The 13,906-nt window shown below is 69.8% G+C and carries 15 protein-coding genes and 1 pseudogene; 6 read left to right on the forward strand and 10 right to left on the reverse strand.

Going from position 1 to position 13,906, the window contains the following annotated elements:
* Positions 1 to 17: 17 nt before the first annotated feature.
* Complete coding sequence (locus ACZZ93_RS12990) at positions 18 to 1,253, reverse strand: aminotransferase class V-fold PLP-dependent enzyme (protein ID WP_285363401.1); 1,236 nt, start codon at positions 1,251 to 1,253, stop codon at positions 18 to 20.
* Positions 1,254 to 1,418: 165 nt separating this feature from the next.
* Between ACZZ93_RS12990 and ACZZ93_RS12995 the strand changes: the two genes are divergently transcribed.
* Positions 1,419 to 2,132: a FadR/GntR family transcriptional regulator gene (locus ACZZ93_RS12995; RefSeq protein ID WP_053099265.1), complete on the forward strand. Its 714-nt coding sequence runs from the start codon at positions 1,419 to 1,421 to the stop codon at positions 2,130 to 2,132.
* Positions 2,133 to 2,256: 124 nt separating this feature from the next.
* On the opposite strand, the gene ACZZ93_RS13000 is transcribed toward ACZZ93_RS12995, so the two are convergent.
* From ACZZ93_RS13000 to ACZZ93_RS13025, 6 genes are all read right to left on the reverse strand, one after another.
* Entirely contained in the window at positions 2,257 to 2,772 is a 516-nt protein-coding gene (locus ACZZ93_RS13000) for a glycine cleavage system transcriptional repressor (protein WP_053097968.1), read from the reverse strand.
* Between the two features lie 134 nt (positions 2,773 to 2,906).
* Entirely contained in the window at positions 2,907 to 3,965 is a 1,059-nt protein-coding gene (locus tag ACZZ93_RS13005) for a PLP-dependent cysteine synthase family protein (protein WP_072591991.1), read from the reverse strand.
* Between the two features lie 20 nt (positions 3,966 to 3,985).
* The gene (locus ACZZ93_RS13010; protein WP_463511255.1) at positions 3,986 to 4,795 is read right to left on the reverse strand and encodes a hypothetical protein; all 810 of its coding nucleotides are present in this window, start codon (positions 4,793 to 4,795) and stop codon (positions 3,986 to 3,988) included.
* A 111-nt stretch (positions 4,796 to 4,906) separates the two neighbouring features.
* Positions 4,907 to 5,710, reverse strand: a complete 804-nt coding sequence (locus ACZZ93_RS13015; protein ID WP_053097965.1) for a GntR family transcriptional regulator — start codon at positions 5,708 to 5,710, stop codon at positions 4,907 to 4,909.
* A 1-nt stretch (position 5,711) separates the two neighbouring features.
* The gene (gene rbsD, locus ACZZ93_RS13020) at positions 5,712 to 6,116 is read right to left on the reverse strand and encodes a D-ribose pyranase (RefSeq protein WP_053097964.1); all 405 of its coding nucleotides are present in this window, start codon (positions 6,114 to 6,116) and stop codon (positions 5,712 to 5,714) included.
* A gap of 18 nt (positions 6,117 to 6,134) precedes the next feature.
* Entirely contained in the window at positions 6,135 to 7,085 is a 951-nt protein-coding gene (locus ACZZ93_RS13025) for a ribokinase (RefSeq protein ID WP_295104082.1), read from the reverse strand.
* Positions 7,086 to 7,192: 107 nt separating this feature from the next.
* Here ACZZ93_RS13025 and ACZZ93_RS13030 point away from each other — a divergent pair, with 107 nt between their 5' ends.
* Entirely contained in the window at positions 7,193 to 7,855 is a 663-nt protein-coding gene (locus ACZZ93_RS13030; protein ID WP_463511256.1) for a transaldolase family protein, read from the forward strand.
* A gap of 173 nt (positions 7,856 to 8,028) precedes the next feature.
* On the opposite strand, the gene ACZZ93_RS13035 is transcribed toward ACZZ93_RS13030, so the two are convergent.
* On the reverse strand, positions 8,029 to 8,706 hold the full coding sequence (locus tag ACZZ93_RS13035) for a FadR/GntR family transcriptional regulator (protein ID WP_053097960.1): 678 nt from the start codon (positions 8,704 to 8,706) through the stop codon (positions 8,029 to 8,031).
* A 46-nt stretch (positions 8,707 to 8,752) separates the two neighbouring features.
* Between ACZZ93_RS13035 and ACZZ93_RS13040 the strand changes: the two genes are divergently transcribed.
* Both ACZZ93_RS13040 and ACZZ93_RS13045 read left to right on the forward strand, forming a co-directional pair.
* Entirely contained in the window at positions 8,753 to 9,574 is an 822-nt protein-coding gene (locus ACZZ93_RS13040) for an amidohydrolase family protein (RefSeq protein WP_463511257.1), read from the forward strand.
* Positions 9,571 to 9,732, forward strand: coding sequence for a hypothetical protein (locus ACZZ93_RS13045; RefSeq protein WP_463511258.1), 162 nt, complete (start codon positions 9,571 to 9,573; stop codon positions 9,730 to 9,732). The genes ACZZ93_RS13040 and ACZZ93_RS13045 overlap by 4 nt, the downstream gene beginning before the upstream one ends.
* 46 nt (positions 9,733 to 9,778) lie before the next feature.
* Here ACZZ93_RS13045 and ACZZ93_RS13050 read toward each other — a convergent pair whose 3' ends face one another.
* A complete protein-coding gene (locus ACZZ93_RS13050) occupies positions 9,779 to 10,552 on the reverse strand; it encodes an SDR family NAD(P)-dependent oxidoreductase (RefSeq protein ID WP_463511259.1) in 774 nt (257 codons plus the stop codon).
* A complete protein-coding gene (locus tag ACZZ93_RS13055) occupies positions 10,534 to 11,394 on the reverse strand; it encodes a fumarylacetoacetate hydrolase family protein (protein WP_463511260.1) in 861 nt (286 codons plus the stop codon). The genes ACZZ93_RS13050 and ACZZ93_RS13055 overlap by 19 nt, the downstream gene beginning before the upstream one ends.
* A 135-nt stretch (positions 11,395 to 11,529) precedes the next feature.
* On the opposite strand from ACZZ93_RS13055, the pseudogene ACZZ93_RS13060 reads away from it, so the two are divergent.
* Together ACZZ93_RS13060 and ACZZ93_RS13065 are read left to right on the forward strand one after the other, a co-directional pair.
* Positions 11,530 to 12,824 (forward strand): annotated as a pseudogene (locus tag ACZZ93_RS13060) (L-fuconate dehydratase).
* Entirely contained in the window at positions 12,811 to 13,776 is a 966-nt protein-coding gene (locus ACZZ93_RS13065; RefSeq protein ID WP_463511261.1) for an aldo/keto reductase, read from the forward strand. Before ACZZ93_RS13060 ends, ACZZ93_RS13065 begins: the two are co-directional and overlap by 14 nt.
* The last annotated feature ends 130 nt before the right edge of the window (positions 13,777 to 13,906 follow it).

The raw sequence follows: 13,906 nt of genomic DNA on the forward strand, positions 1-13,906 counted from the left end.
TGGAGGGGTGGGTCGGGTCAGGAGACGATGATGGAGTCGGCGGTGCGGATGCCGGCACGGCGGAGGATCTGCGGGATGCAGCGCTCGACGAAGGCCTCGAAGTCGGACGCCTCTGTGTAGAGGTGCGCCGACAGGCGGAAGTAGCCGACGCCGCGGAAGCTGGTGAACGCGGTCTCGACGCCGGTCTCGTCGAGCAGGTCCATGCGCAGGGCATCGGCTTCTTCGCGCGTCGAGCCGAGTCCGAGCGGCAGACGCACGAGTCGCATCGACGGCACGGGCGAGGGCAACGGGGTGAGGGGGTCTTCGTCGCCGTAGGGGCGCAGACCCTCGGCGATGATCTCGGCCCCGGCATCCGCCATCTGCGCCATCGCCTGGCGGGCGTTGTGCCACCCGAACTCGGACTCGATGAACTCGATCGACGCCGGGGTGGCGAGGTAGGTCGTCGCGTCGATCGTGCCCTGGGTGTCGAAGCGCTCGGGGTAGGGCTCGTTCGCCGCCCACGAGTCGATGAGCGGCCACAGGTCGTCGCGGTCGGGGGCGTTGGTGACGAGCAGGGCGGAACCGCGCGGGGCGCAGGGCCACTTGTGCAGGTTGCCGAACCACCAGTCGCCGCCGGCGACCGCGGCGGCATCGGCGACGAGACCGGGAGCATGGGCGCCGTCGACGAGGGTGCGGATGCCGCGTTCCGCCGCGAGCTCGGCGATGCGTCGGGTCGGCAGCATCCGCGCGGTCGGCGAGGTGATCTGGTCGACCACGATCAGGCGGGTGGCCGGAGTGAGTGCGTCGGCGAAGCGCTGCACGACCTCGTCGTCGGAGGCGAGCAGCGGCAGCTCGACGGCGCGGACGGATGCTCCGAAGCGGCGGGCCAGGCGCTCCGCGCCCATGGTGATCGCTCCGTAGCCCTGGTCGGTGACGAGGATCTCGTCGCCGCGCTCAAGGTGCAGGGCGTTGTAGACGACGGTCGCGGCGGCGGAGGCATTCGGGACGAAGACGCTGTCTTCGGCATGGGCGCCGAGGAACGGAGCCGTGCGCTCGCGAGCGTCGCGCACCCGCTCGGCGATGCGGGGGAACCACTCGACCGGGCTGAGGTCGGCGCGACGTCGCAGGGCATCCTGCTGCTCGACGACGGCCGTGGGAACCGCGCCGAACGAGCCGTGGTTCAGGTGGATCACGTCGGGATCGAGCGGCCACGCATCACGGGCTCGGATGCCGGAGTTCAGCGTGAGCGGTGCGGGGAAGAGTGGTGCGGGCATCGGTCCTCGTCGGTGCAGTGGGGGAGTTGTTGCACAACTTTGCCACAGAGCTTTCGAAATGGCTACGAAAAGGCGAAGATGAAACATAGTTGTCATACGAATTTGACGAAGGGTCTGCGTCCGACAGACTCAGCAAGGGGATCGGGCGGTGTCAGGAGGATGACGATGAGCGCACTGGACACAGCGCTGCACGGGCTGCGCGCGCTGATCGCGGACGGCGAGCTGCGTCCCGGCGACCGTCTGCCGAGCGAGGGTGAGCTGTGCGAGACGCTCGGCGTCTCACGCGGATCGCTGCGCGAAGCCATCCGCATGCTGGCCGCCCTCGGTGTGCTCGAGACCCGGCACGGCTCGGGCAGCTACGTCAGCGAGCTGCGCGCCGCCGACCTGATCGGCAGCCTCTCTCTCACGGTCGGACTCCTGCCCATGGCCGGGGTGCTCGAACTGACGGAGCTTCGCCGGGTGCTCGAGCCCCACGCGGCTGCGCTCGCCGCGGCCCGCATCGACGCCGCCACGATCGAGACGCTCAGCGGCGTGCTCGATGAGATCGAGGCGAGCGACGACTTCGAGGACCACTCCCGCCTCGACCACGCCTTCCACATGACGATCTCGGAGGTCGCCGGCAACGACGCGCTCACGAGCCTGATCGACGTGCTGCGCTCACGCTCGCGGGCCTATCGGATCCCGGATGCCGGCGACGCCGCCGAACTCAAGCTCCACTCGGATGCCGGGCACCGGGCGATCCTCCGCGGACTCGCGGCGGCGGACCCGGTCGCGGCGTCGGCTGCGGCATCCGCCCACGTGGCTCAGACCGAGTACTGGGTGCGCCGGTACACCGATACGGATCTGCGCGCCGAAGGATCGTCCGTCGAGTCGCCCTGAGTGACGACGATCGCCCTCTCATTTCTCCCGTTCTGCACAGTTCGCCTCGGTCTGCACAGGCGTGCGGTCGCCCCGTGGGCCGTGCGGGACGCTGTGTGCGTATCGGGCGGAGGGGACGCCGCGGTCAGGCGAGGGTGATGTCGACCTGGATCTCCGTGGCGATGCGCTCGAGGTCGCGACGCAGGGCATCGATGTCGACCGACGACGGAACCCGCGCGATCACGGATGCCTCGAACAGACGGCCGCCGGCCATCGCGGCATCCCGCGTCTCGGTCGCGAGCTCCTCGATGCTGAGTTCGTGCGCGTTCAGCACGTTCGAGACCTCGCGGACGATGCCGGATCGGTCGTTGCCCAGCACCCGGATCTCGAGTCGCTGCTCGTCCTCCGCGTCGTCATCAGGCGTTCCGGTGAGGACGGCGAGCGTCAGGAGCCCCTGTCCCTGAAGTCCGCGGAGCGCCGTCTGCAGCTCGTCGGAACGGTCGGCGGCGACCGAGACCTCGATCACTCCGGCGAAGGTGCCCGCGAGCTCAGCCAGCGAGCTGTTCTCCCAGTTGCCGCCGTGGGCATCGACGACATCGGCGACGGCTGCGACGAGTCCGGGGCGATCGGCACCCGCGACAGTGAGGATGAGAGTAGTCATGCGGCCAGCGTAGCCGGAGCGCCTCGGCCCGCGACGTGCCATGACTCCGGAGAATGTGGCCGCTCGAGCCCGAGGAAGCGTGTTCTCCCGGGTGACCTGCCCGGATCTCCGGAGTCATGGAAGCGGAACGAGGGTCAGTCGACCCAGACCCCGGTCTCGAGGAAGTGATCGAGGCGGGTGCGATGCGGGTCGAGGTCCCAGCCCTGCTCGGCGACCCACTCATCGTTGAAGTACGTGCCGGCGTAGCGGATGCCGCTGTCGCAGATGAGCGTGACGATGCTGCCGGTCTCGCCCGCCGCGCGCATGCGCGCGATCAGCTGGAATGCGCCGTACAGGTTGGTGCCGGTCGAACCTCCGGCCCAGTGCAGGGTGCGCTCGCGCAGCATCCGGATCGCGGCGATCGACCCCGCGTCGGGAACGCGGATCATCTCGTCGATCACACTGGGCACGAACGAGGCCTCGACGCGCGGGCGGCCGATGCCCTCGATGCGACTGGGGCGTCCGGCCGGCGCGTCGACGGTGCCCGCCCATCCGTCGTAGAACGCCGAACCCTCGGGGTCGACGACCGCGATCTGCGTTTCGTGGCGGCGGTACTTCACGTACCGGCCGAAGGTGGCGCTCGTGCCGCCGGTGCCTGCGCCCACGACGATCCAGCGGGGGATCGGGTGGCGTTCCTGCGACAGCTGGCTGAACACGCTCTCGGCGATGTTGTTGTTGCCGCGCCAGTCGGTCGCCCGCTCGGCGAACGTGAACTGGTCGAGGTAGTGGCCATGGCATTCGGAGGCCAGGCGCTGAGCCTCAGGAGACATGTCCTCGGCGCGGTCGACGAAGTGACAGCGTCCGCCGTAGAACTCGATGAGGTCGATCTTCTCCTGGCTGGTCGAGCGCGGTACGACGGTGACGAAGGGCAGCCCCAGCATCCGCGCGAAGTACGCCTCGGAGACGGCCGTCGATCCGCTGGACGACTCGACGAGAGTGGAGTCCTCGGTGATGCGTCCGTTGACGAGTCCGTACAGGATCAGCGAGCGCGCGAGACGGTGCTTGAGCGACCCGGTCGGATGCACCGACTCGTCTTTCAGGTACAGGTCGATGCCCCACTCGGGTGGCAGCGGGAAGAGGTGCAGATGGGTGTCGGCGCTGCGGTTGGCGTCGGCTTCCAGCAGGGCGATCGCGGTGCTGGTCCAGTCGCTCATGCTTCGAGCGTAACGCTCCTCTAGCGGGGCGTGTAGCCGCCCTCGCCCGTCTCGCCGTCGTACGTGAAGACCTCGTCCTCGAGGGTGATCTGGATGTCGTCGCCGAGGGGCTGCTCGGCGAGCAGACGCTCCTCGAGCATCGTCATGCGCTCCTCGTACTCCTGCGCCTGCGCATCGTCGACACCCCAGATGGTGGCGACCTTCATGTCGGTGAGGAAGTAGAGGAAGGCGGAGACGGCCGTGCGGTTGAACTCGGTGTCGGGGATGCTCTGCCAGAGCGCGCCGCTGTCGCGCAGGCGCTTGTACTCGTCGATCTTCGCCTGGAGCGCGTCGGCGATGGCGGAGGCATCGGCGTCGCCCGAGCCGTCGGAGTCCGGGTCGCCCTGCGGTGCCTCGGAAGGCGCTGCGGGCTCTTCCGTGACGCTCGTGGCCGGAGGCGCGGTCGCCGGTTCGGTGCGCGAGCTCAGCAGCAGGCTCACGGCAACCGCGATGCCCACGACGACGATCAGCACGAACGCCGCGACCGCTGCGATGACGATGCCGACGGTCCGTCCTGAACGCGGAGGAGGAGGCGCGGACGGGGAAGGATATGCGGCGCCGTAGGGAGGCGACGGCTGCCCCGGGTGCGGCGGCGGGTACGCGCCCATCTGCGGATGCTGCCCCGGCTGGGAGGCAGAGGCGTACGGCGGCAGCGGCGCGGGCGGCCCGGGGATCCCGCCCAGCGGCGGGGCCAGCGGGACGGAGGATCCGAGCTGTCCCGGCGCCGCGGCGGGCGGCGGAGGGATGACCGGGTCGGAGTCGGATGCCGGTGGATGCGCGTCGTCGACCATCGTGTCTTCCCCGATCGCATCGCCCCGTGCGATGCGTGCTCTCGTTCCAGGCTAGTCCGCGACCCGTGCTCGGCCGACCCACCTGTGAGTGGATGCTGCGCGCGGATGCGGCTAGCGGACGGTGCCGGCGCGCGAGGTGCTGCCGTCGCCGTCGACGTGCAGCAGCGACGCCTGCGACTGCTCCTGCTGCAGCTGGAACTCGAAGCGCGAGCGGTCGCCGCGGTGATGGGCCACGAAGTACTCGATCGGCGTGCCGTCGGAGGAACGGCTCACGCTGCGCAGTCGCAGCAGGGCGGAGCCGGCGCTCACCCCCAGATGCTGCGCCTGCTCGTGGGTCGCGACGGTGGCCTCGGCCGAGCGGACGCCGCTGGTCGCCACGATGTCGTGATCGGCGAGCAGGCGGTACAGGGACCGCTCCGAGAGGTCGACGCCGAGCGTGACGCCGCCGACGGCATCCGGCATCCAGGTGGTCGAGAGCGACCAGGGTTCGCCGTCGACGTGACGCAGACGGTCGAGCACCACGACCGGTGCGCCAGGGTCGACCTCGAGTGCCGCCGCGATCTCGTCGTCGGCGAGAGTCTGCTCGTGGCGCAGGACGTCGCTGTGCACGTGCCCGCCGCGGCGCTCGACGTCGTCGTAGAGGCCGATCAGCGTGTGCACCAGGCTCTCGCTCGTGCGGGGACGCGACACGAACGTGCCCTTGCCCTTGACGCGTTCGACGAGCCCCTCGTGCTCGAGCTGGGCCAACGCCTGGCGCACCACGGTGCGCGAGATGCCGTATCGCTCGCAGAGGCGGTGCTCGCCGGGCAGCGGGTCGCCGGGCTGCAGGCCGTCTCGCGAGATGCCGTCGACGATCAGCTGACGCAGCTGGTCGTACATGGGCGCGGCGGAGTGGCGGTCGATCGTGTCGTTCATATCAGTACGCCACTCCCGCGTGCAGGATCACGTTCGCGTAGGGGGTGAACTCTCCCGAGCGCACGAACGCGCGCGCCGAGTGGGTCAGCTTCTTGAAGTCGACGTGCGGGATGAGCTCGATCTCGAAGTCCTGATCGGCGAAGCGCTCGCGCAGCGCGGCCAGCACCTCAGGGCTCTTCTCGGCGACCTCGGCCGACACCGTCGCTCCCTCCACGACGAGCTCGGCGAGCACGGTGTCGAGCACGTCGAAGAAGGCCGGAGCGCCGGGACGATAGGCGAGGTCGATGCGCTCGGATCCGGGCGGGATGGGCAGGCCGGCGTCGGTGACCACCAGCAGATCGGTGTGGCCGGTCTCGCTGATCACGCGCGAGAGTGCGGGGTTGATGGTCGTCGCTGTCTTGCGCATGATGTCTCCTCGGGGATGTCAGTGGGCTTCTCGGGCGGCCAGGAAGGCGTCGACCTCGGCCCGCAGCGGCAGGCTGGGCGAGGCGCCCTGCTTCGTGACGGCGAGGGCTCCGGCGGCGGTCGCCAGGCGTACGGCATCCGTCAGCTCCCAGCCGTTGGCGAGGGCGGCGCCGAGATACCCGGCGTAGGCGTCGCCGGCCGCGGTGGTGTCGACGGCCTCGACAGGGAAGGGCGGGATGACGAATGCTCCCGCTGCGGTCACGACGCACGAGCCCTGACCCGCGAGCGTGATCACGGCGGCGCCGACGCCCCGGTCGAGGAACCAGCGTCCGGCGATCTCCGCCGACGCGGCATCCGTCACCTCGACGCCGCTGAGCACCGAGGCCTCGGTCTCGTTCGGGGTGACGATGTCGATGCTCGCCCACACGGCGTCATCCAGCGGAGCGGCGGGGGCGGGGTCGAGGATGACGGTCATGCCGTGCTCGCGTCCTCGTGACGTGATGTGCGCGGTGAGCGCCGAGGGCGTCTCGAGCTGGGTGAGCAGCACCGACGTGGTCGGCGCGAGGGCTTCGAGCGCCGCGTCGATCTGCTCGGTGCTGAGCGCGGCGTTGGCCAGAGGCACCATGACGATGTCGTTCTGCGCCGAGGCGTCGACGCGGATGTGCGCGATGCCCGTCGGCCCCGGCACCGTGCGCAGGTGCGTGAGGTCGACCCCGGCCTCGCTCAGCCCGTCGACGACGAGGTCGTGGAAGAGGTCGTCTCCCACGCATCCGACGAAGCTCGTGCGGGCCCCCGATCGTCCGGCGGCGACCGCCTGATTCGCGCCCTTGCCGCCGAGCATCAGGGTGAACTCGTCGCCGAGGATGGTCTCTCCCCGGGCGGGGAGCCTGGTCGAGAAGGTCGTCACGTCTGCGGTCACGCTGCCGACGATGACGACGCCGGTGCGATCGGGCGAGGTGGCGGCTGTCATGGCACTCCTGATCGTCGTCGATGCGGGGTGCTTTGACATCCTCCGCGGCTGTCATTACATTAGCCGAATCCGAACCTGTAACGACAGGTTGTGCACAAGGAGACCCGATGACCGCGCTGGCCCCCCGTCTCTATGTCGACAGCGCGGACGTCGACCGCGTCGCCTCGCTCCTCACCGCGGGCGTCGTGCACGGCGTGACGACCAACCCCACGATCCTCGAGCGCGGTGGCCGCACCGCCGCGGAGATCCCCGACCTCTACGCCCGCTGGTCGGACGAGGGCGCCCGCGAGATCTTCTTCCAGACGTGGGGCGGCGACACCGCATCCTTCCTCCGCAACGCCGAGGGCATCCGTGCGCTGGGCGATCGCGTGGCCGTGAAGGTGCCGGCGACCCGCAACGGCTTCGCGGCGGCATCCGCTCTGGTGCGCGACGGCGCGACCGTGCTCGTCACCGCCGTCTACTCGGTCGCACAGGCGCTGGCATGCGCCTCGATCGGGGCGCAGTACATCGCCCCCTACCTCGGACGGATGCGGGATGCCGGCATCGACGGGGATGCGGTGATCGCCCGCATGCAGGAGGTGTGCGCGGGCAGCGACTCGAACGTGCTCGCGGCCAGCCTGCGATCACCTGACGACATCACCGGTCTGCGTCTCGCGGGGGTGCCGTACTTCACGGCGGCACCCGACGTGATCGAGCAGGTGCTGTTCCACGAGGTCAGCGACAGCTCCGCCGCCGAGTTCGACGCGGCGATGGGGCGGCTCGGGGCCTGAGTCGGGATTCGGCGGCGTGGGCCAGCGTCGGCCAGACGCGCCAGATTCGGCCCGACGTCACGGATACGGCCGAGCGAAGCGCATCTGGCCGAACGTGCCTGTCGGGGCCCGGGCGACGAAAGGCGTGCAGGGAAGGCCCGAGGGACGCGTGGCCGAGAGAAGGCGTCGCTGCGTCAGGCGGATGCCGCCTGGCGCAGCCACCGCTCGACGCCGGCGATGTGCGCCGTGGCCAGCGAGGTGGCGAGACCCGAATCGCGCCGGGCGATGGCGTCGGCGATCGCCCGGTGCTCCGAGAGGGTGCGCTCGACCGCTCCGCCCTCGGTGAGACCACGCCACACGCGGGCGCGCACGGTCTGACTGCTCAGGTGCTCGATGAGGCTGGCGAGATAGGCGTTGCCGGCCATGCCGACGATCTCACGGTGGAAGCGGATGTCGTGCTCGACGAGCTCTTCGATGCTGACCGTCGGATCGATGGAGGCGACCTCGCTCTCGAGGCCGGCGATCGCGTCGTCGCTGCCGAGGGTGGCCGCGAGGCCGGTCGCCTGCGACTCCAGCATCCGTCGCACCGCGAAGATCTCGAGCATCGAGTCGTCGTCGTGCATGTCGACCACGAACGAGATCGCCTCGAGCAGCAGGTGGGGCTCCAGGCTGGTGACATAGGTGCCGTCACCGCGGCGCACGTCGAGCACCCGGATCACCTCGAGCGCCTTCACGGCCTCGCGCATCGAGTTGCGTGACAGGCCGAGCCGCTCGGACAGCTCCTTCTCGGGAGGGAGGCGATCGCCGGGTGCGAGTTCGCCCGACACGATCATCGCCTTGATCTTCTCGATCGCGTCGTCAGTCACTGCCATGGCGTCATCCTAGCCATTCATCGGATGTCTGCGGCAGGATGGGGGCATGCGCGTACTCGATTCGCACCTGCACCTCTGGGACCCCGAGCTTCTGCACTACACGTGGCTCGAGGGTCCGCTCGCCTGGCTGTTCGGTGCGACCGAGATCGAGCACGCCCGCATCGCCCGCGCGACGACCGAGCGCGCGGTGTTCGTGCAGGCCGAGACCGTCGAAGACGACTTCCTCGAAGAAGTGCGGTGGGTGGCCGGGCTCGCGCCCCGCGTCGGGGTGGTCGGCATCGTCGCGGGGGCGCGTCTGGATCGCGGCACCGACACCACCGCGCACCTCGAAGGACTCGCCGCTGAGCCGCTCGTGGTCGGCGTGCGGCACAACCTGCAGGGCGAACCCGACGGACTGGCGGTCTCGGCCGACTTCGTCACCGGCGCGCGCGAGGTCGCGGCGCGCGGCTGGGCCTTCGACGCGTGCGTGCGCGCCGCGCAGCTGCCCGAGGTGGCCCGGCTCGCGGGGGCGGTGCCCGAGCTGCGGATGGTGCTCGATCACCTCGGCAAGCCCGAAGTCGGCACGGCGAAGGCCCCGGTGGCGCCGACCATGGAATGGGTGCGCGATCTCGACGACCTGGCACGGCATCCGAATGTGTGGTGCAAGCTCTCGGGGCTGCCGGGAGAGGCCGGAGGCGACTGGTCGGCCGAGCAGCTGCATCCGTTCCTCGACGCCGCGGCCGACGCGTTCGGCGTCGAGCGGCTGATGTGGGGCAGTGACTGGCCGGTCTCGGTCATCGGACCCCGGAGGAGGGCGACCCGTACGCGAACGTCGACGGATCGCCCATGTATCAGCCGACGGCTCGGATCAGATGGGCGGATGCGGTGATCGCCTGGGCCGAGCGCCGCGGGCACGATGTCGACGCGATCATGTGGACGAACGCCGAGGAGTTCTACCGGATCGGAGAGCGGCCGACGCATGAGGACTCTCGGGAGGAGCGGCCGCGCCGCGGCATCCTGGGTTGGCTGCGAGGCGGTCGCTCGTAGCGCCCGCTGTCCGGGGCCGGGACCAGGACAGTGGGCGACGCGGCGGTCAGCCCCCGATGGGACGGAGCCGCAGCTGAGCCATGCCGCCGTCGACCTCGATGAACGTGCCCGTGGTCGAGCCCGCGGCGGGGCTCACCAGGTAGGCGACCGCCGCGGCGACCTCGTCGGGTGAGACCAGGCGGCCGTGCGGCTGGCGGGCCTCGAGGGCGGCGCGCTCGGCGGCCGGGTCGTCGGCCGAGTCGAGCAGACGGCCGACCCACGGGGTGTCGGCGGTGCCGGGGTTGACGGCGTTGACGCGGATTCCCTCGCGCAGGTGATCGGCGGCCATGGCACGGGTCAGGGCCGAGGCGGCGCCCTTCGACGCGCTGTAGAGCGCGCGCTGGGGAAGGCCGGTGGTCGAGGCGATGGATGCCGTGTTGCAGACCGCCGCGCTCGGCGACTTCTTGAGCCACGGCAGCGCCGCCGACGTGACGCGGGCGATGCCCGTGACGTTGATCGAGAGCACGCGCGCCCACTCGTCGTCGTCGTTGGCGCTGATGTCTCCCTGGGCGCCGACCCCGGCGTTGTTCACGACGATGTCGATGCGCCCGAACTTCTCGGCGACGGCGGCCACGGCGGCATCCACCGATGCACGGTCCGACACGTCGGCCGTAAAAGCGGCGAAGGCGGCATCCGCTCCTGAGGTGTCGCGGTCGAGCACCGCGATCTGCGCGCCGTCGGCGTGCAGGCGGGCGGCGATGGCCGCTCCGATCCCGGATGCTCCGCCGGTCACGATCGCGACGAGTCCGTCGAGTGCGCTGCTCACTTCTGTGCCTCCCATGCCACGAACTCCTGGCGCTGATGCCCGAGTCCTTCGATCTCGATGTCGACCACGTCGCCCGCCGTCAGATAGGGGAACTTGCCCCCGAAGGCCACGCCCTGGGGAGTGCCCGTGAGGATCAGGTCGCCCGGCTCGAGCGTGACGTACTGCGACAGGTGGTGCACGATCACGCGCACGTCGAAGATCATGTCGTCGGTGTTCGAATCCTGACGCGCTTCGCCGTTCACCCAGCTGCGCAGCCGCAGGTCGTCGACGTCGATCTCGTCGGGTGTCACCAGCCAGGGGCCGGTCGGGTTGAAACCGGGGGCGATCTTGCCCTTCGACCACTGCCCGCCCGAGACCTCCATCTGGAAGGCGCGCTCCGAGACGTCGTTCGCCACCACGTAGCCGGCGATGTGGGCGTCGGCGTCGTCGGGCGAATCGAGGTAGGCGGCGCGGGCGCCGATCACGATGCCGAGCTCGACCTCCCAGTCGGTCTTCTCGCTGCCGCGGGGGATCGTGACCGCATCGTTCGGGCCGACCACCGTGTTCGGCGTCTTCAGGAACATGATCGGGACGGTCGGCGGCTCGGAGCCGGACTCGCGGGCGTGCGCCGCGTAGTTCTGGCCGATGCAGATGACGGCGCTGGGGCGGGCGATCGGCGCGCCGATGCGCATCGCCGCGGCATCCCCGAGAACCGGCAGTTCGTCGGCGGCGCGGGCCGCGGCGACGCGAGCCCGGAAATCACCGGCGAGGAAATCACCGTTCACATCGGATGTCACAGAGCGCAGGTCGAGGTAGCGGTCACCTTCGACGAGGACGGGGATCTCGGCGCCGGGGGTGCCTAGCCGTGCGAACTTCATGTCTCTCCTGCTCAGTGAGGTGTCCGTGGGTGACGAGGCGCGTCAGTGCGGCCCGTCTCGTTGACAGTATAGACATCCGATGTTTACACTCCAAGAGATCTGCACGGATATCCGCCCCGTGCACGAGAGGAACCCGTGAGCCGCATCGTCGCCCTCGACACGACCGACATCCGCTTCCCGACATCGCTGAGTCTGGACGGATCGGATGCCATGAATCCCGACCCCGACTACTCGGCGGCATACGTGATCGTGCGCACGGATGCCGAGGACGGCATCGACGGCCACGCGTTCGTCTTCACGATCGGGCGCGGCAACGATGTGCAGGTCGCCGCGATCGACGCGCTCGCCGGGCACCTCGTCGGTCGCGAGATCGAGCCGCTGCTCGACGACATGGGCACGACGTTCCGCGACATCATCGGCGACTCGCAGCTGCGCTGGCTCGGCCCCGAGAAGGGCGTCATGCACATGGCCATCGGCGCGGTCATCAACGCGCTGTGGGACATCAAGGCCAAGCGGGCCGGGCTGCCGCTGTGGCAGCTGCTCGCGCGGATGACGCCCGAGGAGCTCGTGGGCCTCGTCGACTTCCGCTACCTCACCAATGCGCTGACGCCCGAGGACGCCCTCGAGATCCTGCGCGCCGCCGAGCCGGGACGCCTCGAGCGCGAACGAGAACTGCTCGCCACCGGATACCCCGGCTACACGACCAGCCCCGGATGGCTCGGATACTCCGACGAGAAGCTCGAGCGGCTCGCCCGCGAGGCGATGGCCGACGGCTTCACCCAGATCAAGCTCAAGGTCGGCGCCGACCTCGACGACGACATCCGCCGTTTCCGCAAGGCCCGCGAGGTGTGCGGACCGGACTTCCCCATCGCGATCGACGCCAACCAGCGGTGGGAGGTGTCGGAGGCGATCGAATGGGTCAACGCGCTCGCCGAGTTCCACCCCGCCTGGATCGAAGAGCCCACGAGCCCCGACGACGTGCTCGGTCACGCCGAGATCGCCAGGGGGTGGCACCCATCCGCGTCGCCACCGGCGAGCACGCGCAGAACCGCGTCATCTTCAAGCAGCTGCTGCAGGCCGAGGCGATCTCGGTCATGCAGATCGACGCCGTGCGCGTCGCGGGCGTCAACGAGAACATCGCCAACCTGCTGCTGGCCGCGAAGTTCGGTGTGCCGGTCTGCCCGCATGCCGGTGGCGTCGGGCTGTGCGAGGCCGTGCAGCACCTCTCGATGTTCGACTTCGTCGCCGTCACCGGCACCCGCGAAGGGCGGATGATCGAATTCGTCGACCACCTGCACGAGCACTTCGTGATCCCCACCGACATCCAGGGCGGGTCGTACATGGCGCCCACGGCGCCCGGATCCGGCATGGAGATGAAGGCCGAGAGCATCGCCGCGTACACGTGGACGGGGCAGCATGTCGGAGTCTGATGCTCTGGCGGTTCCGCCCCTCGGATACGGGGCCGCGAACGTCGGCAACCTCTTCCGCGCGCTGAGCGATGACGAGGCGTGGGCGGTGCTCGATGCGGCGTGGGACAGCGGCATCCGCTACTTCGACACCGCTCCGCATTACGGGCTCGGGCTCTCGGAGCGTCGTCTCGGGGCGTTCCTCCAGACCAAACCGCGCGACGAGTACGTGCTGTCGACCAAGGTCGGGCGCCTGCTGCGACCGAACCCCGACCACGACGGCGGCCTCGACACCGCGAACGACTTCCATGTTCCCGACGATCTGCAGCGTGTGTGGGACTTCTCGGCTGAGGGGATGCGCACCAGCCTCGATGAGTCCCGCGAACGTCTCGGGATCGAGCGCATCGACCTGCTCTACCTGCACGACCCCGAGCGGCATGACCTGGATCTCGCGCTCGCCGAGGCGCTCCCGGCACTCGAGCAGCTGCGTCGCGACGGCGAGGTGACTGCCGTCGGCATCGGCTCGATGGTGTCGGATGCGCTCGCCGCCTCCGTGCAGTCGGCCGACCTCGACCTGGTCATGGTCGCGGGCAGATACACGCTGCTCGAACAGCCGGCGGCGGCCGAGGTGCTGCCGGCGTGCCGAGAGACCGGGACAGGGATCGTCGCGGCATCCGTCTTCAACTCCGGGCTGCTGGCATCGAACGAACCTCGCCGCGACGGGCGATACGAGTACGGGCAGCTTCCCGACGAGCTGTGGGAACGGCTGCTGCGCATCGCACGGGTGTGCGCCGAGCACGACGTGCCGCTGCCCGCCGCCGCGATCCAGTTCCCGCTGCAGTCAGACGTGGTGCGCTCGGTGGTGGTCGGAGGAAGCCGGCCAGGGCAGCTGACGCAGAATGCCGAGTATGCGGCGCTCGAGATTCCTGGCGCGCTGTGGAATGAACTCGCTGCAGAGGGGCTGATCCCAGGCTGAGCCGTACGTCGCGCGTTCACAATTCAGCATAGGTCTGCGCTGGTGGGCGGTCTGGGGCTTCGGCGGCGGCATCAGTGCGGGTTCGTGCTGAATTGTGAACCGGGCCTGCGCCATAACTCCGGACGGCGGA

It is taken from the genome of Microbacterium sp. AC026 (genome assembly GCF_979258475.1).

Bases quoted from the DNA above. Each gene is read 5' to 3' on its own strand.
- ACZZ93_RS13030 (WP_463511256.1), top strand. From the start codon at position 7,193: ATGACCGCGCTGGCCCCCCGTCTCTATGTCGACAGCGCGGACGTCGAC.
- ACZZ93_RS13065 (WP_463511261.1), top strand. From the start codon at position 12,811: ATGTCGGAGTCTGATGCTCTGGCGGTTCCGCCCCTCGGATACGGGGCC.
- ACZZ93_RS13025 (WP_295104082.1), bottom strand. From the start codon at position 7,085: ATGACAGCCGCCACCTCGCCCGATCGCACCGGCGTCGTCATCGTCGGC.
- ACZZ93_RS13000 (WP_053097968.1), bottom strand. From the start codon at position 2,772: ATGACTACTCTCATCCTCACTGTCGCGGGTGCCGATCGCCCCGGACTC.
- ACZZ93_RS13040 (WP_463511257.1), top strand. From the start codon at position 8,753: ATGCGCGTACTCGATTCGCACCTGCACCTCTGGGACCCCGAGCTTCTG.
- ACZZ93_RS13055 (WP_463511260.1), bottom strand. From the start codon at position 11,394: ATGAAGTTCGCACGGCTAGGCACCCCCGGCGCCGAGATCCCCGTCCTC.
- ACZZ93_RS13010 (WP_463511255.1), bottom strand. From the start codon at position 4,795: ATGGTCGACGACGCGCATCCACCGGCATCCGACTCCGACCCGGTCATC.
- ACZZ93_RS13015 (WP_053097965.1), bottom strand. From the start codon at position 5,710: ATGAACGACACGATCGACCGCCACTCCGCCGCGCCCATGTACGACCAG.
- ACZZ93_RS12995 (WP_053099265.1), top strand. From the start codon at position 1,419: ATGAGCGCACTGGACACAGCGCTGCACGGGCTGCGCGCGCTGATCGCG.
- ACZZ93_RS13035 (WP_053097960.1), bottom strand. From the start codon at position 8,706: ATGGCAGTGACTGACGACGCGATCGAGAAGATCAAGGCGATGATCGTG.
- ACZZ93_RS13050 (WP_463511259.1), bottom strand. From the start codon at position 10,552: ATGGGAGGCACAGAAGTGAGCAGCGCACTCGACGGACTCGTCGCGATC.
- ACZZ93_RS13005 (WP_072591991.1), bottom strand. From the start codon at position 3,965: ATGAGCGACTGGACCAGCACCGCGATCGCCCTGCTGGAAGCCGACGCC.
- ACZZ93_RS12990 (WP_285363401.1), bottom strand. From the start codon at position 1,253: ATGCCCGCACCACTCTTCCCCGCACCGCTCACGCTGAACTCCGGCATC.
- rbsD (WP_053097964.1), bottom strand. From the start codon at position 6,116: ATGCGCAAGACAGCGACGACCATCAACCCCGCACTCTCGCGCGTGATC.